Origin of the sequence: Eggerthella sp. BIOML-A1, assembly GCF_009875595.1 — a bacterium.
Taxonomy (GTDB): domain Bacteria; phylum Actinomycetota; class Coriobacteriia; order Coriobacteriales; family Eggerthellaceae; genus Eggerthella; species Eggerthella lenta.
This window is the reverse complement of sequence record NZ_WWRZ01000003.1, coordinates 5,001-26,936: the sequence shown is the minus strand read 5'-3', so window position 1 is coordinate 26,936 and position 21,936 is coordinate 5,001. Positions and strand designations below refer to the sequence as shown.

Annotated in this window: 19 protein-coding genes, 1 tRNA gene and 1 rRNA gene (1 of these 21 cut by a window edge); 20 read left to right on the top strand and 1 reads right to left on the bottom strand. The window is 63.9% G+C overall.

Annotated features, from left to right (window positions below; translation table 11 throughout):
• Window positions 1-28: 28 nt before the first annotated feature.
• The 14 genes from GT590_RS03675 to leuB all read left to right on the top strand — a co-directional run bounded on the left by GT590_RS03675 (window position 29) and on the right by leuB (window position 13,063).
• Window positions 29-334 (top strand): FeoA family protein, encoded by a 306-nt coding sequence (locus GT590_RS03675; protein WP_227791297.1) that lies wholly within the window; start codon window positions 29-31, stop codon window positions 332-334.
• 149 nt (window positions 335-483) lie between these two features.
• Window positions 484-726 (top strand): FeoA family protein, encoded by a 243-nt coding sequence (locus GT590_RS03670; RefSeq protein ID WP_021410163.1) that lies wholly within the window; start codon window positions 484-486, stop codon window positions 724-726.
• A 271-nt stretch (window positions 727-997) separates the two neighbouring features.
• Entirely contained in the window at window positions 998-3,364 is a 2,367-nt protein-coding gene (locus GT590_RS03665; protein ID WP_161170906.1) for a ferrous iron transporter B, read from the top strand.
• 138 nt (window positions 3,365-3,502) lie between these two features.
• Window positions 3,503-3,733: a hypothetical protein gene (locus tag GT590_RS03660; protein ID WP_021410175.1), complete on the top strand. Its 231-nt coding sequence runs from the start codon at window positions 3,503-3,505 to the stop codon at window positions 3,731-3,733.
• Between the two features lie 402 nt (window positions 3,734-4,135).
• Window positions 4,136-4,516, top strand: coding sequence for a metal-dependent transcriptional regulator (locus tag GT590_RS03655; RefSeq protein WP_021410162.1), 381 nt, complete (start codon window positions 4,136-4,138; stop codon window positions 4,514-4,516).
• A gap of 548 nt (window positions 4,517-5,064) precedes the next feature.
• Complete coding sequence (locus GT590_RS14460) at window positions 5,065-5,721, top strand: septum formation initiator family protein (protein ID WP_227791298.1); 657 nt, start codon at window positions 5,065-5,067, stop codon at window positions 5,719-5,721.
• A gap of 12 nt (window positions 5,722-5,733) precedes the next feature.
• Window positions 5,734-6,717: a Ppx/GppA phosphatase family protein gene (locus GT590_RS03645; RefSeq protein ID WP_161170905.1), complete on the top strand. Its 984-nt coding sequence runs from the start codon at window positions 5,734-5,736 to the stop codon at window positions 6,715-6,717.
• 57 nt (window positions 6,718-6,774) lie between these two features.
• A tRNA-Leu gene (locus tag GT590_RS03640) sits at window positions 6,775-6,859 on the top strand.
• 243 nt (window positions 6,860-7,102) lie between these two features.
• Window positions 7,103-8,152 carry a polyprenyl synthetase family protein gene (locus GT590_RS03635; protein WP_021410172.1) on the top strand — a complete coding sequence of 350 codons (1,050 nt, stop codon included), beginning with the start codon at window positions 7,103-7,105 and terminating at the stop codon, window positions 8,150-8,152.
• Window positions 8,153-8,294: 142 nt separating this feature from the next.
• Window positions 8,295-9,200, top strand: coding sequence for a peptidoglycan-binding protein (locus GT590_RS03630; RefSeq protein ID WP_161170904.1), 906 nt, complete (start codon window positions 8,295-8,297; stop codon window positions 9,198-9,200).
• 328 nt (window positions 9,201-9,528) lie between these two features.
• Window positions 9,529-10,014, top strand: coding sequence for a hypothetical protein (locus GT590_RS03625; protein WP_009306192.1), 486 nt, complete (start codon window positions 9,529-9,531; stop codon window positions 10,012-10,014).
• Window positions 10,015-10,168: 154 nt separating this feature from the next.
• Complete coding sequence (leuC, locus tag GT590_RS03620; RefSeq protein ID WP_009607939.1) at window positions 10,169-11,437, top strand: 3-isopropylmalate dehydratase large subunit; 1,269 nt, start codon at window positions 10,169-10,171, stop codon at window positions 11,435-11,437.
• 14 nt (window positions 11,438-11,451) lie between these two features.
• Window positions 11,452-11,949: a 3-isopropylmalate dehydratase small subunit gene (locus GT590_RS03615; protein ID WP_009306194.1), complete on the top strand. Its 498-nt coding sequence runs from the start codon at window positions 11,452-11,454 to the stop codon at window positions 11,947-11,949.
• 4 nt (window positions 11,950-11,953) lie between these two features.
• Entirely contained in the window at window positions 11,954-13,063 is a 1,110-nt protein-coding gene (gene leuB, locus GT590_RS03610) for a 3-isopropylmalate dehydrogenase (RefSeq protein ID WP_009306195.1), read from the top strand.
• Between the two features lie 66 nt (window positions 13,064-13,129).
• Here leuB and GT590_RS03605 read toward each other — a convergent pair whose 3' ends face one another.
• A complete protein-coding gene (locus GT590_RS03605) occupies window positions 13,130-15,298 on the bottom strand; it encodes a transglycosylase domain-containing protein (protein ID WP_009608032.1) in 2,169 nt (722 codons plus the stop codon).
• Between the two features lie 161 nt (window positions 15,299-15,459).
• Here GT590_RS03605 and GT590_RS03600 point away from each other — a divergent pair, with 161 nt between their 5' ends.
• The 6 genes from GT590_RS03600 to GT590_RS03575 form a co-directional block, all read left to right on the top strand.
• Window positions 15,460-17,982 carry a DUF3656 domain-containing protein gene (locus GT590_RS03600; protein ID WP_009608173.1) on the top strand — a complete coding sequence of 841 codons (2,523 nt, stop codon included), beginning with the start codon at window positions 15,460-15,462 and terminating at the stop codon, window positions 17,980-17,982.
• Between the two features lie 221 nt (window positions 17,983-18,203).
• Entirely contained in the window at window positions 18,204-19,415 is a 1,212-nt protein-coding gene (tyrS, locus tag GT590_RS03595; RefSeq protein ID WP_009306199.1) for a tyrosine--tRNA ligase, read from the top strand.
• A 155-nt stretch (window positions 19,416-19,570) separates the two neighbouring features.
• Window positions 19,571-20,110, top strand: coding sequence for a hypothetical protein (locus GT590_RS03590; protein WP_009306200.1), 540 nt, complete (start codon window positions 19,571-19,573; stop codon window positions 20,108-20,110).
• An 18-nt stretch (window positions 20,111-20,128) separates the two neighbouring features.
• Window positions 20,129-20,611 carry an RNA polymerase sigma factor gene (locus tag GT590_RS03585; RefSeq protein WP_015760049.1) on the top strand — a complete coding sequence of 161 codons (483 nt, stop codon included), beginning with the start codon at window positions 20,129-20,131 and terminating at the stop codon, window positions 20,609-20,611.
• Complete coding sequence (locus GT590_RS03580) at window positions 20,608-21,423, top strand: hypothetical protein (RefSeq protein ID WP_009306202.1); 816 nt, start codon at window positions 20,608-20,610, stop codon at window positions 21,421-21,423. The genes GT590_RS03585 and GT590_RS03580 overlap by 4 nt, the downstream gene beginning before the upstream one ends.
• 490 nt (window positions 21,424-21,913) lie before the next feature.
• Window positions 21,914-21,936, top strand: a 16S ribosomal RNA gene (locus tag GT590_RS03575); it runs 1,486 nt beyond the window's last position.

Here is a 21,936-nt window from a genome sequence, read left to right as displayed (position 1 = left end):
ACACGAAGCTAACTTGATGGGAGCTGCCATGGACAACGCAACGGTTGCGAGCATGCAGGGAACGGCCGGTAGGACGGGCACGGGCGCCGCGTCGGGCATCGCCTGCCAGCAGATGCCGCTTTCGTTTTTGAAGGGCGGCGAGACGGGCACTATCGCAAAGGTGCGCGGACGCGGAGAGCTGCACCATCATCTGGAAACCCTCGGATTCGTCGAGGGCGCCCAGGTGAAGGTGGTCTCCGAGGCTGCCGGCGACCTCATCGTCGAGGTCAAGGGCACGCAGGTGGCGCTCAACCGCCAGGTGGCGGCGCGCATCATCACGAGCGCCGCTGCTTAGGCATCGGGCGCCCGCGAATGTTTCACGTGAAACATTCGTTCTGATAGTGCAGATGTTTCACGCGAAACATCGAGTCCGTCGAAACCCGTCCGGTTGGCGAAACCGCAGAAACCAAGGCGACCAGGCAAAGAAGAAAGGAACCAGGGCATATGGCAGAAGCTCGAGAACGAACGCTGCGCGACGTGGCCATCGGCGACACCGCCACCGTCCGCCGCCTCAACGGCGAAGGCGCGATCAAGCGCCACATCATGGACATGGGCATCACCAAGGGAACCAGCGTGTTCGTCCGCAAAGTCGCGCCGCTGGGCGACCCGATCGAGGTCACCGTACGCGGATACGAGTTGTCGCTGCGCAAGAGCGAGGCGGAAAGCATCGTGGTTTCGCTGGCCTGACGGCCAGCGAAACGGGTCGACACTGCGGCTTTTTGTGGCACTCCATCTTGTCGCGCTTGCTTGGGCTCACGTGCAAAAGCACGCTTCGCCCAAACCATCACGCCAATCTGGAGCACCACAAAAACCCTCGCTGACCTTGATGGACCGGCGGCAGTTTTGGCGCGAGAGCGCTTCTTTTTTGGGACTAAGTTAGTAACAGCTAACTTAAGAGTGAGCCGGCGGGGGATGTCAGACCCTCGCGCGGGCTTCGAAGCAGATGGAAAGGCTGAACATGGGAATTCGCATAGCGCTTGCCGGCAACCCGAACTGCGGCAAGACGACGATGTTCAACGACCTGACCGGTGCCAGCCAATACGTTGGCAACTGGCCGGGCGTGACCGTCGAGAAGAAGGAAGGGAAGTACACGCGCGACAAGAACGTGATCATCACGGACTTGCCGGGCGTGTACTCGCTGTCGCCGTACTCCCCTGAGGAGATCGTGACGCGCGACTACCTGCTGGACGGCGGCCCCGACGTCGTCGTGAACCTGGTGGACGCGACGAACCTTGAGCGCAACCTGTACCTGACCACGCAGATCCTCGACCTGGGGGTGCCGGTCGTGGTGGCGCTCAACATGATGGATCTCGTGAAGAAAAGCGGTGACAAGATCGACGTGGACGGCCTCTCGAAGCGGTTGGGCTGTCCCGTCGTGGAGACGACGGCGCTCAGAGGGCACGGCATGGCCGAGCTCATGGAGACCGCCCTCAAGGCCGCGCGGGCCGGCAAGCCCGCCGAGCCCCAGATGCCCTTTGACGCGCAGGTGGAGGAGGCTATTGCGAAAATAGAAGGCATCCTGGGCAACCGCGTATCTCCTGCAACCGCGCGCTGGTTCGCCATCAAGCTGTTCGAGGGCGAGGAGCGCACCATCGCCGCCATGCGGCTCGGCGATGCCGAGCTTAAAGCGGTCGAGACCATCCGCGAAGAGGTGGAGGACAAGCTCGACGACGATGTCGAGAGCATCGTCACGTCCGAACGCTACAATGCCATCACCCACGTCGTCGACGAGACGATGAAGCGCTCGCGCAAGGGCATGACCACCACGCAGAAGATCGACCGCGTGGTGACGAACCGCTGGCTGGGCCTGCCCATCTTCGTGGTCGTCATGGCGCTCGTGTACTACCTGGCCATCTCCGTGGGCACGGGCGTGGTCACCGACTGGGCCAACGACGGCATCTCCGGCGACGGCTTCCTGTACACGGGCGGTGCGGCCTACGAAGAGGCCGTGGGCGCATGGGAGGAGTCCGTGGCCGCCGCCGAGGAGGCCGGCGCGAGCGAGGAAGAGCTGGCGCTGCTGGCCGAGGAGAAGCCCGACGCGTCCGACGGTTCGTGGGGCCTGTGGATTCCTGGCTTGGGAGCCGTCATCGGAAACGCGCTCGAGGCGGCGGACGTCGCCCCGTGGCTGCAAAGCCTCGTGATGAACGGCATCGTCGCAGGCGTCGGCGCCGTCATCGGCTTCGTTCCGCAGATGGTCATCCTGTTCTTGCTGTTGGCGCTGCTCGAAGGGTGCGGCTACCTGGCGCGCGTCGCGTTCATTATGGACCGCGTCTTCCGCCGCTTCGGCCTGTCCGGCAAGAGCTTCATCCCGATGCTCGTCGCGTCCGGTTGCGGCGTGCCCGCCGTGACCGCCACGAAGACCATCGAGAACGAGAAAGACCGCCGTATGACCATCATGACCACGACGATGATCCCCTGCGGAGCGAAGATGCCCATCATCGCGCTCGTGTTCGGTGCCATCGCCGGTGGTAACACCGAGGCTACCTGGTGGATCGCCCCGCTGTTCTACTTCCTGGGCGTCATCGCCATCATCGTCTCGGGCATCATGCTGAAGAAGACCAGGCTGTTCGCCGGCCCTGCGTCGCCGTTCGTCATGGAGCTTCCGTCCTACCATATGCCCACGGCGAAGTCGGTTCTCATGTCCACGTGGGATCGCATCAAGGGCTACCTCGTCAAAGCGGGTACCATCATCTTCCTGTCCACCATCGTCATCTGGCTGCTCATGAACTTCGGCGATGCGGGCGAGGGTTTCGGCCTGCTCGACACCGAGGCGGACAACTACATCCAGTACAGTCTGATGGCGGGTCTGGGCAACGCGATCGGCTGGGTGTTCGCGCCGCTTGGCTTCGGCGACTGGCAGGCTACCGTCACGTCCGTCACCGGCCTGGTGGCGAAGGAGAACGTCGTGGCCACCGTGGGTATCCTGACCAGCCTGGGCGATGCGGGCGAGACCGATCCCGCCATGTGGGCGGCCTTCGCCGCCTTGTTCGCAGGCTCGGTTCCGGCCATTCTCGCCTTCTGCGCTTTCAACCTGCTGTGCGCGCCGTGCTTCGCCGCCATCGGCACCATCTGGCGCGAGATGGGCACCGCGAAGTGGACCTGGTTCACCATCGGCTACATGACCGTGTTCGCCTGGTGCGTGGGGCTCATGTTCTATCAGTTCGGCGGTCTGATCACGGGAGAGGTCACGTTCAACCTGTGGACCGGCGTGGCCATCGCGGTTCTGGCGGGCATGCTATTCCAGATATTCCGTCCCATGCCCTCGTTCGATAAGAAGAAAGACAAGGTTTCGGGCAAGCTCGAAGCCGAGGGCAACGTAGCGTAATCGATACGGCTCAAGGGCTCGGGGAAACCGCCTCGAGCTTTGAGCCTTCCGCATGTGGGCGCGGAAGGCGGGCGGCGCGCTTGGGAGGGGGCGCCGCCCGCCTTCCGATCGCGCCGACGATGCAAGAGAGGATTTGACATGCTTGGTTTGGAATTCACCCCGTCCACCGTAGTCGTTGCGCTCGTAGTGCTGGCGCTCGTGTTCCTTGCGGTTCGCCGCATGATGCGCAACGGCATGTGCGACTGCCACAAAGGCGATAGCGCGCACGGCGGGTGCGCCGGCGGCTGCGGAGGCTGCTCCGGCTGCGGCGCCGCCGATCGCATGGTCGCCGACATGCAGAAGCGCTCCGCAGCCGAATCGCACCGCTAGAGGCCTCGTTCGCGCGACGCTATAGGACATTCACGAAACGGATGCTTCACGCGAGGCATCCGTTTCGTCGTTCGCAGGCGAGGGGCGATCGAGGTGCGAGATCTCCTATATGGAGGAATTGTAAACCATGGCAAACTTCTATTGCGACTCCGTGCAAGTTATCGTAAACTAACAAATGTCAGCGGGAACGAACAATCGAACTCGCAGACACCTCCTCTTTTTGCTGACACGGTGGTGGAGACTCTCCTCTCGTCTGGTCGTCCACCACGCAGCCTGCCGGCGAGGGATCCCCCCTTTCCCTCGCCGGCTCCTCCCCTTGAACGCTCTTTGCGCCGTTGTTCGGCTCTCTTCTGTTGCATCCGTCCTGTGGTACCATGGAGCGACGAACAGAAGGAGGGTTCCGTGGAAAAAATGTCCATGTCGCACGAGGACTACCTTGAGGCTATCGTGATGCTGGGAGGCACTACGGAAGTGTCGGTCAGGTCGGTCGACATCGCGACGAAGCTCGACGTCTCGAAAGCGTCGGTCAACAAAGCCATCAGCTCGCTCAAGGAGAAGGGGCTTGCTGACCAGCCCTATTACGGCGATATCACGCTCACCGAGGAAGGGTACGCATACGGCATGTCGGTGCTCGACCGTCATCATATGCTGTTCACGTTCCTCACGAAGGCGCTTGGCATCCCCGAAGAGCAGGCAGAGAAGGAGGCCTGCCTCATGGAGCATGCCATCAGCGACGAGTCGTTCAAAAAATGGAGTTCTTATATTAACAAGCTGAATCTTTAAGCCTCTTTCCGTTGCTCGTTCGCCAGCCGTTTTCCTCGGTCACGCAAGCATTCAACAAGTTCTTGACGATGCGCCCGCCCGCCTCTCTCTCAGTGGCAGGGCGGGTGTCTGTATGCTATGCTGAATTCAGCTTCTGCATTAAACAAACCAGACACGTAACACGATGCACAGAGGAGCCCTTTTCCTTGGCAACGCAGCCCTATATTCTCTCGTTTGACGAGGCGAAACGCGAAACACGTGCGCGTCGCCCCTCTGCTGTCGCGCCCGAATTGCGACCTGCCATCCATTCGGTCGATTCCATACCCGCGTTCGAATCGCCCTTCCGTCAGTCGGGCGAGGGGCGGGGAAGCGTGCGCATGCCGGCGCACGCGCGTCCGTCAGGCGCTTCGCGGCGATCGTCTGCCGCTGCCGTCGACGGTTCGCATGCCCGTGTCTCGATGCTCGATCGTCCGTCAGGTCGCCATGCAGCGCCTCGCACGGCGCCGTCGAGTACGCGTCGTGCGCCGAGCGCGTACGACTCGGGCCGTTTCGCCTCGCATGGCGAGCGCATGGACGAGCAACCTGAAGGGGAAATCGAAGAGCGTCGCCTGTCCCGCAAGGAACAGCGTAAGAAAACTCGAGCCAAGAGCAAGGCGGACCGCGCGTTCGCCAGGCAGTTCGGCGGCTCGAATCAGCAGTCCGACGCTTCGCAGGGTCCGCGCGCTGCCGTGTACAAGGGGGAGATGGGCGCGAAGCACCGTCAAGCTGCCCGCATGCAGAATTCGGAAAGCCCGCAGGCTTCGGCAAAGAGGGGCTTCTCACTGGGCTCCCTCGCCTCGCTCAAGTCGTCGCCGAGGTTCATCGCGAGCGCGGCTGTCGCCGTGTGCCTTGTGCTGTCGTGCGTTTTCCTGTACTCGCCTGCGCAGCAGTATTACCATGCCCTGCGCGAGCGCGACCAGCTGGCTGCCGAGTACGCGGCGCTGGCGGAGCGCAACGGCGTTCTCGAAGGCGACGTCTCGTCGCTGCAGACCGACGCCGGCATCGAAGATCGCGCGCACAAGCAGTTCGGTTGGGTGAAGAAGGGCGAGGAGACGGCGAACGTGCGCGGCCTCGATCTTGACGAGGACCAGGCGTCCTCGTTCCGTGCCAACATCACGCCGGGCAGCGTCGAAGCGCCCGAGACGTGGTACTCGCCGTTTTTGGACGCGCTGTTCGGCGTCGAGTAGAAGGGGTCGTTCATGGGTACTGTCGAGGAACTCGCGGATCGTTTCCAGGCGGGGCGTTATGCGGCCATCGACATCGGCACGGTGACGTGCCGCATGCTTGTGGCCGATGTGGACGATTCGGGACGGCTTCGCGAGCTCGATCGCGAGTACGCCATCACGAACCTCGGCGAGGACGTGGATGCTACGGGTTCGCTGAAGCCGGAGGCCATGCAGCGCGTAGCGGATGTTGTGGCGCGCTTTCTCGACGTGTTGCGCGGGTTCGCCACATCTGAGCATCCTTGCATCCGGATGACGGCTATGGCCACGTCGGCTGCGCGCGACGCGCGCAACGCCTCCGAGTTCGAGGCGCTGCTGGCGAAGCTGGGCGTCACGCTGTCGGTCATCCCCGGCGAGCGCGAGGCGGCTCTCTCGTTCGCGGGCGCCTCCTGCGACTTCCCGGGGGAGCGGCTGCTCGTCGTCGACATCGGCGGCGGTTCGACCGAGGTCATCGCCGGGCGCGCGGGCGGCGCGCCCGATCGCGTCCATTCGTTCAACATAGGATGCCGGCGCGTGACGGAGAAGTTCTTCGCCGCCGATCCTCCCAGCGCCGTCGAGCTCGAGCGGGCCCGCGCGTGGGCGGAGGAGGGCATGCGTCCGTACTTCGACGAGTTGCGCGGCGCGGGCTTCGCACCCCAGCGCCTGGTGGCGGTCGCCGGCACGGCCACCACGGTGGTGTCGATCCAGGAGCGCATGGAGGTGTACGACACGTCGCGCGTGCACAAGGCCGTCATTACGCGGCCCGTGCTCGATGGCGTGGCCGCTCGGCTGGAAGGCGTCCCGCTGGTGCAGCGCGAGCGCATCGTCGGGCTCGACCCGGGTCGCGCTCCCGTCATCGTGGCCGGCATGGTGATCTTGCAGACGGTGCTCGACCTGGCCGGCGTCGATTCGTTCACGGTCAGCGAATCGGATATCCTGCACGGCATCATTTTGGACGAAGCGGCGCGCTCAGCCGTCTAAAGTTCCGGAAAGTTTGCTACCATAGGCTCTGCCCGTTTCGGGCTGGCCATCGCGCACGGGGGCGTGGCGGAATTGGCATACGCAGGAGACTTAAAATCTTCCGGCTTCGGTCTTGCGGGTTCGAGTCCCGCCGCCCCTACCATATTTGATACGTTCGCGTCTCCGGTTCGCATGGCGCGTTCCGGACGTCCCCTTCGTGCAAGGCCGCGTTGCATCGAGAGCTGCAACCGAAGCGCCTCCCACTGCAAAACGCTGCATACTCTCAGCCTGATATGCGGAGAAACACGGAAAAATAAGCCGCTGGCGCAGTGCAGGGAAAGAGCCCGCTTTCCTTTGTGATACCATGTCGAGCGGATCATCCGCCCAGGCCTACAGAGAAAGTGCTATGGAGACAATCAACGAAATCATCGCAGGCGTAGAAGAACCCCCCGAGTCGTTCGAGCAGTACTTGACGCAGTACGCCGACCGCGTGGGCGATCTGGTGAACTCCTTCATTCCGAAGGGCACGCACGCGGATATGGACCGCTACCTGTACGATCCGCTGATCTCGTACAGCCAGAACGGCGGCAAGCGTCACCGCCCGCTCATCTGCTTCGCGGCCTGTCGCGCCGTGGGCGGCGACATGGCGCGCGCCACCAGCGCCGCTGCGGCCATCGAGCACTTTCACACCGCAGCTCTCATCCACGACGACATCGCCGACGAGGCCGAGCTGCGCCGCGGCGAGCCGTGCATGCACCTCACCGAGGGCATGGGGCTGGCCATCAACGCGGGCGACCTCGCGCTTTCCCTGGTCAACGGCACCGTGGTGTCGGACAAGAGTCTCGACGACGCCACGAAGGTGCGTGTCATCACCGAGCTCATCGACATGACCCGCCGCACCATCGAGGGCCAGGCGCTCGACATCGGCTGGGCGCGCGACGGCCGTTACGACATCACGCCCGAAGACTATCTGGTCATGGCCACGCACAAGACTGCGCATTATTCCGGAGCGGTGCCCCTGGCAATCGGCGCTATCATCGGCGGCGGCACCGAGATCGAGATCGAGGCGCTGCGCAACTACGGTCTGGACACCGGCCTCGCGTTCCAGATCCAGGACGATCTGTTGAACCTCGTGGGCTCCGAGGAGAGCACGAAGAAGGACTTCCGCAACGACATCACCGAGGGCAAGCGCACGCTCATGGTGGTGCACGCGCTGCAGCACTCCGACGACCGCGACCGTCTCATCGAGATTCTGTCCTCGAAGGAGAAGGATCCGACGGTGTTGGCCGAAGCCGTCGCCATCATGGAGGCGTCCGGCAGCATCGACTACGCCCGCAGCTACGCTGAGAACCTCACGAGCATTGCGAAGAACCGCCTGACCGACATGGTGCGCCCCTCCACGGCGCGCGACCTGCTGGTGAGCATGGCCGACTGGTTTGTCAGCCGTTTGAAGTAGCCCGTTCGTCGGCCTGGCGCCTGACGGAGCGTGCCGGCGCTGCGGTCGGCCTCGCCGACTTGCTGCACGTGCTCGTTTTTGCCTCTGTTGCTTTGGTGGAAGCGCCGTCCCTTCTGGGGCGGCGCTTCGTTCTTGCGGTACCATGGCGCTCATGGAAACCATTAAGCGACATGACACCGGTCCCGCCGTCGAAGACGTTCAGCAGCGCCTCGTCACCATCGGGTTGCTCGACTCCGCCGATGTCGACGGGGCGTTCGGCGATACTACGGCCGAAGCCGTGCAGGCGTTCTGCGGCAACATGGGCCTGCCCCTGTCCGAAGAGGTGACCGAGAAGGTGTGGGCGGCGCTCGTCGACGCCTCGTTCACGCTGGGCGACCGCACCCTGTACCTGCGCATGCCGCACTTTCACGGCCACGACGTGCTGGAGCTGCAGCACGCGCTGGCCGCTTTGGGTTTCGCATGCGGCGCCGTCGACGGCATCTTCGGAGCGTTCACCGAACTCGCGCTGCGCAAGTTCCAGCTCAACCTGGGTCTGCCGTCCGACGGCATAGCAGGCGCCTACACGTACGCCGCCATCCGCAACCTTCATCATTCATGGGAGGGCAAGGAGGCCGTGCACGGCTCCAGCCACCTCGGGTTCGCCCGCGCTGCCGACGTGCTGGAGCGCAACGCGCTGTGCCTGTTCGGCACGCAGGACTTTACGCGCAGCGTCGCATCGCGCATGTCGAATCTCGCGCTGGCCACGAACCCCGCTTCCAAGATCATGAGCGCCGATTCTCTGCTCGTCGCCCCCGACGAGTCCATGTTGCTTGTGCATATCGTCCTGCCGGGCGAGCTGACGGTGACCACCGTGCCGCGCGTCAGCTTCGATGACGAGGAGACGCTTTCTCTGCGTCTCGAGACGGCTATCGGCGTGGCCGACGCCGCCAGTCCGTCGCGCATCGCCGTCGAGCTTCCCGGCATTATGTGGGAAGACGCGGGCGAGGGTCGTTCCGCGCAGCATTTCGCCATTACGCTGCTCGACGCCTTGTGCACTGCGCTGTCGTAAACTCGGCACCCTGATCGTAGAGGCTGCACCCCCCCTCCGCCATTCCGAGCAAACGAGGTCTTCGGGATGCCATCCTGAGCGAGTGCAGTTCGCTCCCGTCATCCTGAGCGAGCGAAGCGAGTCGAAGGCCGCGTTGTGCGTGGCGAGGAGGCTTGCGGCATCTCCTCGATCGGAAGCTCGAACGCTCGCGCTCTTTGATCGAAACCTTCCTACACCAGCTGATGTATTCTCGTGTCGGTTCGATGACGGATGTGCAAAAGTTAATGATTTCCGCAGGTGAGGGCTTTATACTGCTGTCAAACACCAACTGATTCGAAAGCAGGTTATCATGGCTGACGATACGAAGAACACCGACTCTGGCACCCCGCAGCAGCCCGACGCGGCTCCGCAGCCTCCCGCGACGCCCCCGACCGAGCCGTTGCCTCAGCAGCAACCTTCTATGGGCCAGCAGGTTCCTCCCGCGCAGCCCCAGCCGCAGCAACCGATGTACGGCGCTCCGCAGCCTCAGCCGCAGGCTTTCTACCCGCCTGCTCCGCTCATGCAGCTCACCGGCGGCATGAAGTTCGCTTGGCTTGTGGTGGGCGCCTTGCTGGGCATTCCGGGTATCATCATCGCTTGGCTTGTGAACGTCGACAAGATGCCGCAGGTGAAAAGCGATGCCCTCAAGTTCGCCATCATCGGTTTCGTCATCTGGATCGTGCTGCAGTTCATCTTCGGCATGATCGTGTTCGGAACCATCTCGGCCGCGATGTACGGGCTGATGAACTCGGTGGATATGGGCTCCTACAACTACGGCTACCACGGATCTTGGTAATCGACCGGATAAATCTGTAAATCGCTTCACATTGGAAGAGCCCAGCGGGGCTCTTCCTTTTGCGTGCTAAAGCGAGTGGTACAATTGTGAGCGATTTCCAGGGTCCGTGCGGGGAAGCGCGGGCGCCAGAGACCCACCGCACAAAGGAGCACACATGCCACGTCCCATGACCATGGCGGAGAAGATCCTCGCCGCCCATGCGGGGCTCGACGAAGTGGAGCCGGGTCAGCTGATCGAATGCGATCTCGACCTCGTGCTGTCCAACGACGTCACCGCCCCCATTGCCGTCAAAGAGTTCCGCAAGATCGGCGTCGAGAAGGTGTTCAATCCTACGAAGATCGCTCTCGTCCCCGATCACTACGTCCCCAACAAGGACATCAAGAGCGCCGAGCAGGCCAAGATCGTGCGCGATTTCGCGCGCGAGCAGGGTATCACCCACTACTACGAGGTGGGCTGCATGGGCGTCGAGCATGCGCTGCTCCCCGAGCAGGGCGTCGTCGGCGCGGGCGACCTCATCATCGGCGCGGACAGCCACACCTGCACGTACGGCGCGCTGGGCGCGTTCGCCACGGGCGTGGGCTCCACCGACGCCGGTGTGGGCTACGCCACCGGCAAGGCGTGGTTCAAGGTGCCCGAGTCTCTGCTGTTCAAGATCGAGGGCGAGCTGGCTCCCGGCGTCACCGGCAAGGACGTCATCCTGCACATCATCGGCATGATCGGCGTGGACGGCGCGCTCTACCAGGCCATGGAGTTCACCGGCAGCGCCATCCGCGCCATGGACATGGACGAGCGCATGAGCATCTCGAACATGGCCATCGAGGCGGGCGGCAAGGCCGGGCTCATCGAGGTCGACGACGTGACGCGCGCCTACCTGGACGGCCGCACCGAGCGCCCCTACACCGAGTACCATTCCGACGCGGACGCGACGTATGCGAAGGTGTACGAGATCGACGCCGCCTCCATCGTGCCCACCGTGTCGTTCCCGCACCTGCCGTCGAACACGCGCCCGGCCGCCGAGGCGCGCGACGTCAAAATCGATCAGGCCGTCATCGGCAGCTGCACGAACGGCCGCATCGCCGACATGCGCCAGGCCGCCGACGTGCTGCGCGGCCGCACGGTGCATCCCGACGTGCGCTGCATCGTGATCCCCGCCACGCAGGCGGTGTATCGCCAGTGCATGGAGGAAGGCCTCATGGACGTGTTCCTCGACGCGAACTGCGCCGTGTCCACGCCTACGTGCGGCCCCTGCCTGGGCGGCTACATGGGCATTCTCGCCGCAGGCGAGCGCGCCATCGCCACGACGAACCGCAACTTCGTCGGCCGCATGGGCGACCCCACCAGCGAGGTGTACCTGTCCTCGCCGGCCATCGCCGCGGCAAGCGCCGTGCTCGGCCACATCGGCCTGCCGGAAGACCTGGACTAGGAGGAGCTGCGATCATGCAATTCAAAGGAACCGCGCACCGCTACGGGCGCGACATCGATACCGACGTCATCATCCCGGCCCGCTACCTGACCACGTCCGATCCGGCGGAGCTGGCGAAGCACTGCCTGGAGGATCTCGACACGTCGTTCGTCGAACGCGTGCAGCCGGGCGACATCATCGTGGCCGACGAGAACTTCGGCTGCGGCTCGTCGCGCGAGCATGCCCCCATCGCCATCAAGGCGGCGGGCGTCGACGTCGTCATCGCCAAGAGCTTCGCGCGCATCTTCTACCGCAACTCCATCAACACGGGCCTCGCCATCATGGAGTGCCCCGAAGCGGTGGACGCCATCAGCCAGGGCGACGTGGTGTCGGTGGATGCCGATACGGGCGTCATCGTGGACGAGACGACGGGCCAGACGTACCAGGCTCAGCCGTTCCCCCCGTTCATCCGCGAGATCATCGAAGCCGGCGGCCTCATCAACCGCACGAAGGCGAAACTTGGCGAGGAGTAGATCAATGACCAGGACCTATAACATCTGCCTGCTTCCCGGCGACGGCATCGGCCCCGAGATCATCGCCGAGGGCGTCAAGGTGCTGGACGCGGTGGGCGCGAAGTACGATACGGCGTTCTCCTACACCGAGGCGCTGCTGGGCGGGTGCGCCATCGATGCGTGCGGCACCGCGCTGCCGGACGAGACGCTGCGCGTGGCCGAATCGTCCGACGCCGTGCTGCTGGCGGCGGTCGGCGGTCCGAAGTGGGATACCACCGACCCCGCGAAGCCGCGTCCCGAGCAGGGCCTGTTGGGCATCCGCAAGGCGTTGGGCCTGTACACGAACCTGCGTCCCGTGCAGATCTTCGCCGCGTTGGCCGACGCGTCCACCCTCAAGCCCGAGATCGTGGACGGCGTGGACATGATGATTGTCCGCGAGCTGACGGGCGGCTTGTACTTCGGCCGCCGCGAGCGTTTCTACGACGAAGAAGGCTGCGGCTCGGACGGCGCCGCCGGCCAGCGCGCCTACGACACGTTGGAATACCGCGAGTACGAGGTGGAGCGCATCGCGCGCCAGGCGTTCGAAGCCGCGCGCAAGCGCCGTAACAAGGTGACCAGCGTCGACAAGGCGAACGTGCTGGAAACCAGCCGCATGTGGCGTGAGATCGTGCACCGCGTCGGCTCAGAGGAATACCCCGACGTGGAGCTCGAGGACCTGCTCGTGGACAACACGGCCATGCAGCTGATCAGCCGCCCTGTCGACTTCGACGTGGTGGTGACCGAGAACATGTTCGGCGACATCCTGTCCGACGAGGCCGCCCAGATCACCGGCTCGCTGGGCATGCTGGCCAGCGCCAGCCTCGGCGACGGCACCGCCCTCTACGAGCCCAGCCACGGCAGCGCGCCCGACATCGCGGGACGCGGGATCGCGAACCCGCTCGCGCAGATCCTGTCCGTCGAGATGATGCTGCGCTATAGCTTCGACATGGGCGAGGCCGCCGACGACATTCGCCGCGCGGTGACCGCCGTGCTCGACGAGGGCTGGCGCACCGGCGACATCAAACAGTCCGACACGCCCGCCGACAAGCTGGTCGGCACGGCGCAGATGGGCGATCTCGTGGTGTCGCGTTTGTAGCGCGTTCCTTGCAAAGTAAAAAAGAAGCGCCCTGAACGGGCGCTTCTTTTTTGTCAGCGGTCTCGTTTACGGCTTCGGTCCCTTCGATACGACGATGACCACCTTGCCTTCTTGCACGCTTTGGCTGATCACCGTGCCTTCCGGAACCGTGTCGGAGTACTCCTCGATGTAGCCCGCCTTGTAGCCGTTCAGTATCTGGATGGCTTCCTCGAAGGTCTTGCCCACGGCGCTTGGAGCCGAGTTCACGTCCTTCTCGCGGCTTTCGCCGTCCTCGTCCTTCTCTTCTTCCACCTTCTTGCCCAGCTTGTTCTTCTGAGCGATGTTGTACGGGTTGTTGTACGGCGGATCCGCGACGGTGGGGAAGTTCTCGATGGCCTTGCCGCTGGTCGCCCGATCCATGAAGTCCTTCCATAGCGCGTTCGCCGTGAGCCCGTGGTCGGTCTCAATAGCGCCGGACGGGTCGCCGATCCAAGCCGCGCACGACAGGCTGGGCGTATAGCCCACCAGCCAGTGGTCGGTGAACGAGCTGGCGGTGCCCGTCTTGCCTGCAACCGGCTGCCCGCTGTTCAACCGCGCCGACGTGGCCGTGCCGTTGCTCTGCGTGAACACCGTTTCCAACACCTTCGTCGTGGCGGCGGCGACCTTCTCGTCCAACACGCGTTCGCCGGTGTCGCTCTCCTCCTGAGGCCAGATGACGTTGCCGTCGCGGTCGAGGATCTTTGTGATCACCGTGGGCTCGCGTTTCACGCCGCCGCTGGCCAGCGTGGCGTAGGCGCTCGCCATCTCCAACGGATTGACGTCGGCCACGCCCTCGGTTGCGGTGTACACGGGCTGCATGGGGGAGGTCACGCCCAGGCGGCTGGCCATCTCGGTAGTGGATGCCTGGCCGATGGAGTTCGACAGGCGCAGGTAGCCGGTGTTCGACGAGATGGCCGTCGCGCTTTGGATCGTCTGGATGCCGTAGTCGTTGCCGTTGAAGTTCTCGAAGTCCTCGGGTGCGCCATCCTGTCCCTTCTTGAGGGGAGAGGTGCAATCGACCAGCGTCTGAGGCGAGATGCCCTGTTCGATGGCTGCGGCCAACGTGAACGCCTTGAACGTCGATCCGGCCTGGCGTCCCGTTCCGCCGTCGCCCGTGGCGATGTTCACCTGGCTTTCCCCTTCGCCTTGGCCGTACGGCACTCCGCGCGTCATCGCCTTCACTTGGCCGGTTGCCACGTCGATGGCTACGATGGAGGCGTCCAAGTTGTCGGCCATGTTCGCGCGCTGGTTGTCCACCGCCGCCTGCGCCGCGTCCTGCAGCTCGGGGTCGAGCGAGGTGTAGATGGTCAGTCCGCCTTTGAACAGGTCGGCATACGAGCATCCGTAGGGGTTGTTCTCGTCGAACAGCAACGAACGCACGTAGCTGGTGAAAAAGGGATAGGCGTAGATGCCGTCGGCTGGTGCGTCGGGCGCCGGGTTCAGCCCCAGCTCCTCGGCTTGGGCATCGTCGTGCTCCTGCTGCGTGATGTCGCCGGCCGACAGCATGCGGTCGAGCACCACGTTGCGGCGCGCCAGGCAGGCGTCCGGGTACACCTTGGGATTAAGATAGGTGGGCGACTGCGGGATGCCTACGAGCGTGGCGGCCTGCGCGAGCGTCAGGTCGAGCGCCGACACCTGGAAGTAGTTCTGCGCGGCCGCTTCGATGCCGTAGCAGCCGTCCCCGTAGTTGATGATGTTCAAGTACTTGACCAGGATGTCGTCTTTGCTGAAGCGTTTCTCCAAATCGATGGCCAGCTCGGCCTCGCGGATCTTGCGCTCGAAGGAGATGTCGGTCGCCTCTTCGGACAACACGGTGTTGCGCACGAGCTGTTGGGTGATGGTGGAAGCGCCTTCCAGGTCGCCGCCGCGCAGGTTGTTGACGAAGGCGCGCGCGATACCGGGGATGTCCACGCCTTCGTGCTCGTAGAAACGCACGTCCTCGGTGTCGACGGTGCCTTCCAGCACGTATGGGCTGATCTCCTCGTACGTTACCGGATCGCGCTTTTCCAGCTGGAACTCCGCCAGCAACGTGGCTTCGTCGCCTGCGTACATCACAGATTCGCGGGATGTGTTGGTGAAGTCGGTGTCCTCGATGCTGGGGAGGTTCTTCGTCCAGCCTTCCATGACGCCGAGGGCGCCCTGAACTCCTGCGTAGCCGACGAAGCAAAGGGCTGCCACCGTGACGAGGAGGCCCCATTTCACCGCATGGGTGCGCATTTCGCGCTGTTTTCTCCGTATTTTCATCGTTCGACTATACTACCATAGCGCTGATACCGAACCGTAACGTTCGGTCGGATAACCCCGGAACTCTCTACACCAGCTCGCATCCTGTTCGAAAGGGTGCAAAACGTACGGCTATATATAGGTAAGGATCTACCATGTCTCATGCCATCGAACTGCTCGCGCCCGCCGGCAACGCCGCGGCGCTTCGTGCCGCCGTGCGCGGCGGGGCCGACGCCGTGTATTTGGGCCTCGACTCGTTCAACGCCCGCCGCGGAGCCGACAACTTCACGCTTGAGACACTGGCCGATGCCTGCGCCTACGCGCATCTGCGTGGGGTTCGCGTGTACGTGACGTTCAACACCGCCGTGCTGCCTTCCGAGGTGGCTCGTGCGCTCGAAACGGTGCGCCAGGCGTATCGCGCCGGGGCGGATGCCTTCATCGTGCAAGACGTCGGCATCGCATCCGAGATCTCCCGCACGCTCCCCGAGGCGCGACTGCATATATCGACGCAGATGAACACGCATAACGCGGCCGGCATCGAGGCGGCGGCGAGGCTGGGCGCCCAGCGCGTCACGCTGGCACGCGAGCTGTCCGTCCTCGAGATCGCCCATCTCGCCGAGGTGGCCGACGGCTACGGCATGGAGGTGGAGTCGTTCGCTCACGGCGCGCTGTGCGTGTGCTACTCCGGCCAGTGCTTCATGTCGTCGCTCATCGGCGGCCGTTCGGCGAACCGCGGGCTGTGCGCCCAGGCGTGCCGTCTGCCCTACACGCTGCACAACGTGGCGCTGCGCAAGAACCTGCCCGCGCCGGGCGAGCATCTGCTGTCCCCGCAGGACCTGTGCGCCATCGACTTGCTGCCCGAACTGGTGGAAGCGGGCGTCACGTCGTTCAAGATCGAGGGTCGCATGAAGTCGCCCGAGTACGTGTTCGCCGTCACGCAGACGTACCGCGCCGTACTCGATCGCACGCTGGCCGAGCGCGCTGCGGGAAGCGGCAAGGACGTGCGGGCCGCCGAAGACGAACATCGCACCCTGGCTGAGGCGTTCTCCCGCGGGTTCACCACGGCCTACCTGGAGAACCAGCGCGGCAACGACATCATGAGCTACGGGCGCCCGAACAACCGCGGCGTGTTCGTGGGTCGCGTGACGTCGGCGAAGAACGGCGTCGCCACCGTCGCGGCCGAGCGGCCGCTCGCACCGGGCGACGTGTTGGAGTTCTGGACGAACAAGGGTCACTTCGCCTACACGCTCGACCAGGTGTCTCTCGACAAGCAAGGCAATGTTCGCATGGCGCCCGACCGTCCGGTGGGGAAGGGCGACCGCGTGTTCCGCGTCCGCAGCGCCGAAGCGGCGTTTGAAGACGACGTATTCGAGCCGCGCGTCGCGGTGACGGGTCGCGTGGTGCTGCGCATCGGCCAGCCGCTGCGCGTAGAGTTCTCGCTGGCGCCGAGCGCTGCAGCGCGTCATCCTGAGCGCAGCGAGGCGCAGCCGAGCGAAGTCGAGGGATCCCGTGCGGCGACAGCCCATACCCCCCCGATCGGCGCAGCCGAAGGCGTTGCGATCGAGCCCGCGCGTACGAAGCCGGTGACGGTCGACGACGTGCGTGCGCATGTCGATCGCCTGGGTCAAACTCCGTTTCTGCTAGAATCGCTCGAGGTCGAACTCGATGAGGGTGTGGGTATCGGCTTCTCGCAGCTGCACCGCGTGCGCGCCGCCGCGCTCGACGACCTTGCGCAGCAGCTGCTCGCGCCCACGCGCAACCGTGCGTTGCCGCGTGTGCGGGAGCGCACGGCGCTTGCGCCCGCGCGCCCGCGCGGCGTGCGCATCGCGGCGTGGGCCACGAATCCTGCCTGCGCACGCGCGGCGAAGCGGGCAGGCGCTGACATCATCTACGTGCCTGCGCTCAACTACAAGCGCGGCGAGGCCGTGGTGGCGGGCCAACGTTCTGCCACTGCAGAGCAAGCGGGCTATCCGAAGCAGGCCGTCGTGGCGCTGCCAACTGTTGAACACGACCAGGTTCCGGGCACGCGCGAGGCGGCCATCGATTTCGATCCTTGGCGCTACGTCAAGCCAGGCAAGCCTGTGCTCGTGGAGAATCTGGCCGGCCTCGTGCGCGCCGCCGAGCTGGGATGCGAGGTCGAAGTAGGGCCGCACATCCCCATCACGAATCCGCTATCGCTCGCAGCGGCCGCCGAGCTGGGAGCGCGCCGGGTGTGGCTGTCGCCCGAGCTCACGCTGGGCCAGATCGCCGACATCGCCGAAGATGCACCGGTTGAGCTAGGCCTTACCATCATCGGCGCCCAAGAGCTCATGGTCACCGAGCACTGCCTGCTCATGAGCCAAGGCCCCTGCGACGAGAACTGCGCCGAGTGTCCGCGCCGCAAGAGCCCGCATTTTCTGCGCGATCGCAAGGACTACGAGTTCCCGGTCGTCACCGACGCGCTCGGCCGCAGTCACTTGTTCAACGGTGTTCAGCTCGATGTGGCCCAGACCCTGCCCGACCTCATCCATGCGGGCATCACGTCGTTCCTGGTGGATACCACGCTCATGAACGTCGAGGAGACCACGAAGGCCGTGCAGCGCGCCGTCCGAGCGCGCAACGTGGCCCACGCCGACGGCAACGCCATCGCCAAAACCCCCGGCACCACCAGCGGTCATCTATTCAGGGGCGTTTCCTAGGCTCTTCCCGCCATCCCGAACGAGCCTTCCCACCCCGCCATCCTGAGCGAGCGCAGCGAGTCGAAGGATCCCGTGCGGCGACAGCTGAATCGTTGACAGCTGATCCCGTGAGAGATTCTTCGACTCCGCTCATCTCGATGGCGGGCGCGCCGTTCGCACGGCTCCTCCTTGCTCCCTATGGTAGAATCATGAGCTACGTGTATAGAGAGGAAGAGAAGACCATGCTTTCCGCGGAAGAACAACTGCACACCATCGCTTCCGGCGCAGCGCAGATCGTGCCGGAGAGCGCGCTGCTCGAGAAGCTCAAGCGGGGCACGCCGCTCAACATCAAGCTGGGCGTCGATCCCACTGCTCCCGATATCCATCTCGGCCATGCCGTGCCGCTGCGCAAGCTGCGCCAGTTCCAGGATCTCGGCCACGGCGTGACGCTCATCATCGGCGACGGCACCGCGCTCATCGGCGATCCGTCGGGTCGCAACACCACGCGTCCGCAGCTCACGTCCGAGCAGATCAAGGCGAACGCCCAAACCTACGTCGACCAGGCGTTCAAGATCCTCGACCCCGAGAAGACCACCCTGCGCTACAACTCCGAGTGGCTGCTTTCGCTCAACATGGAGGACCTGCTGAAGCTGGCCAGCAACTTCACGGTGGCCCGCATCCTCGAGCGCGACGACTTCCACAAGCGCTACACCAACAGCCAGCCCATCAGCCTGCACGAATTCCTCTACCCGCTCATGCAGGCCTACGACTCGGTCGTCATCAAAGCCGATGTCGAGTTGGGCGGCACCGACCAGCTGTTCAACCTGTTGGCGGGTCGCGAGCTCATGGAGAAGATGGGAATGGAGCCGCAGGTGTGCCTCACGTTGCCCTTGCTCGAGGGCACTGACGGCGTGCAGAAGATGTCGAAGAGCTACGGCAACTACATCGGCCTCACCGACGAGCCTGCCGATATGTTCGGCAAGGTCATGTCCATTCCCGACGAGCTCATGGTGAAGTACTATCGTCTCGCCTCGGCGCTGCCGGTCGATCAGATCGACGAGATCGAGCGCGGTCTGGCCGCCGACGAGCTGCATCCGAACAAGGTGAAACGCGCTCTGGCGAAGAATATCGTAGCCGCGTATTACGACGAGGCGGCGGCGCAGGCGGCCGAGGAGCAGTTCGACCTCGTGTTCAAACAGCATGCCGTGCCGGACGACATCCCCGAGTTTGCAGCCGACCTCACGCCCAACGACGACGGAACCGTGTACCTGGCGAAGCTTTTGGCCGATGCGAGCCTGGCTGCAAGCGCCGGCGAAGCGCGTCGTCTTATCGACGGCGGCGGTGTCAAGGTGAACGGCGAAGCGCTGCCTGCGAAGTCCTACAACGTGGATCCTGCGCTGCTCGCGGGCGCGACGCTGCAGGTGGGCAAGCGAAAGTTCGTGAAGCTGGTGTAGCCCGTTTCCTCGAATCGTGTAATAATCGGCAGGCGGCTTTCGGGCCGCCTGCTTTGCTTCTGGAAAAGTTTTTGAAAATATTTGCAAGGATTCGCGCCCCTCGTTCGTTTTGCATATGAAGGACGAAGCGAACGACAACAGGAGGATCGACCGAAATGAAGAAGAACGTGATCGCAATCGTGGCAGCTGTGGCTCTCGTGCTGCTCGCCGTGCCCACCATCGCATTCGCCAACGGCATGCAGCAAACTTGGTGTCCGTCCGGCGGAGTCGGGTCGCTCGCTCATCATGCGATGCGCGCAGCGGGAGACAGCGACGCCGGCGCGACGGTCGGCGCGGCTATCGCCACCGTGCGCGGTGAATACGTCGATCGCAACAACGACGGCGTGTGCGACAACTACGGCGTCGGCAAGGGCGCGAACGGCCAAGGTTCGTGCGCGGGCTACGCCGATGCCGACGGCGACGGCATCGGCGACAACTGCGCGAACGGACAGGGATCGTGCCCCGGCTACGCCGACGCCGACGGAAACGGCGTATGCGACAACTACGCTAACGGCTGCGGTAACGGACGTGGCTCAGGCTACGGTTGCGGCAACGGCAACGGCGGCGGTGCCGGCTACGTCGACGCCGACGGCGATGGCATCTGCGATAACTACGGCGCGGGTAACGGTCGCGGCCATCACGGCATGCGCCGCTAGCGAAAGCGGGCGGTGCGCGTGCGATCGGCAGGAGACATCGAGAGGGCGATAGAGCGGCACGGCGATGCGGTATGGCGCGTCGCCGTGCTGTACTTCCACGCTCACGCCGACGCCCAGGATGCCTTTCAGGACGCGTTTTTGAAGTACGCGCTTGCCGATCAGGTGGCGTTCAACGACGACGAGCACTGCAAGGCGTGGCTCATTCGGGTGACCGCCAACGTATGCAAGGACATGCTCAAGGCCGCATCCCGTCGCGCGGTGTCGCTCGACGACGCGGTTTGCGCAGCTTCGAACGACCCGGCCACGCAGCCCGCATCGTTCTCCAGCGAGGTGGTGGACGCCATGCGTTCCCTTGACGATCCCCCTCGCACTCCCTTGTATCTTTCTCTGTACGAGGGTTATACCGCTCCGGAGATCGCGCAGATGGTGGATGCTCCCGTGAACACGGTGTACTCATGGCTCGCGCGAGGCAAGAAGCAATTGCAGGAGGTGCTGTCATGACCGACCTCGATACGCGGGTGCGCCAGGCGTTCGATAACGTGACCGTTCCCGACGACGTGAAGCGTGGCACCCTTACCTATATAGCAAGCATTGCGGAGGCGTCTGGCGTTTCGGCGGAAACGGCTCCCGCAAGCGCTGCCGCACCGCGCAAGCACGCCCGCGCGCGCATCATTCCTCTGCGTCGTGCCGCTGCGGCGCTCGCCGCGTGTCTCGCACTGGCTTTCGCGGGATTCGGAGGCTTCGCGTACGCGCAGCCCACTACCTATGTAGGCATTGATGTCAACCCTTCCATCGAGCTTGGGGTCAACCGGTTTGGCATCGTCGTTCGGGTCGAGGCGCTCAACGGCGATGGGGAGTCATTGCTCGATGCCGTGTCGCTTACGGGTCGCGGGTATGCGGACGCTCTCAGCCTCCTCACGCAAAGCGATGCGTTCTCGCCCTATGCGCAAGAGGACTCGTACATTGAGATCAGCGTCACTTCCGACGATGCACGACAGGCGGAGGCTATCCGCCAGCAGAGCGACGCATGCCTGAGCGCGCTTCCCTGCCGCGGCTCCTGCCATGCCGTCGACGAGGGAACGCGCGAAGCCGCCGTCTCTGCAGGCATGGGCGTCGGCCGCTACCGCGCCGCTCTCGAGCTCGTTGAGCTCGACCCCAGCGTGACGCTTGAAGAATGCGCGAGCCTTTCCATGCGTGAGCTGCGCGACAGAATCGCGGCGCTTTCCTCAGGGGACAGCGAAGGAAGAGGCTCAGGGAACGGACAGCACGGCCATGGTGGCGGTGGGGGACAGCACGGCAAAGGGAATCGATAATCAACCGGTATGTGTGGCACTCGTGGAGGGTGCCACGTTGTTTTGCCGGCGTTATTAGATCTTTACCTGGGGTTTTGCCAATCCGAGCAAAAAAAGTTTGAGATTTTGCAAAATTACCCATTGCCTTACGTACACCTTACGGGTAATATACAAAACCCGCGTTTGAGGAAAGCGCGGAACGGATCTCTCCTGAAGCACCAAAGAGATAAGCAATCTCCGAACGGCTTCAAAGAATTTTGAAAAAAGTTCTTGACAGGAAAGAAACGATACAGTAAAGTATTTCCTCACGCGCTTGAAACAAACAAGCGCAGCGGGATCCGAAAGGATACTGCAGAACCTTGAAAACCGGATACTGAACAGCGAAGAAGAGAAAAGCCAAGCAAACGATTCTTGCGAACGGAAACCCGGCCCGAGCGCGCACCCTCAAGACGGGGGGCGGGCGAGGGCCGAAACCAAGATCGGACTTCAGCGGGAAGCGATTCCCGCCTCTTAAACGGAGAGTTTGATCCTGGC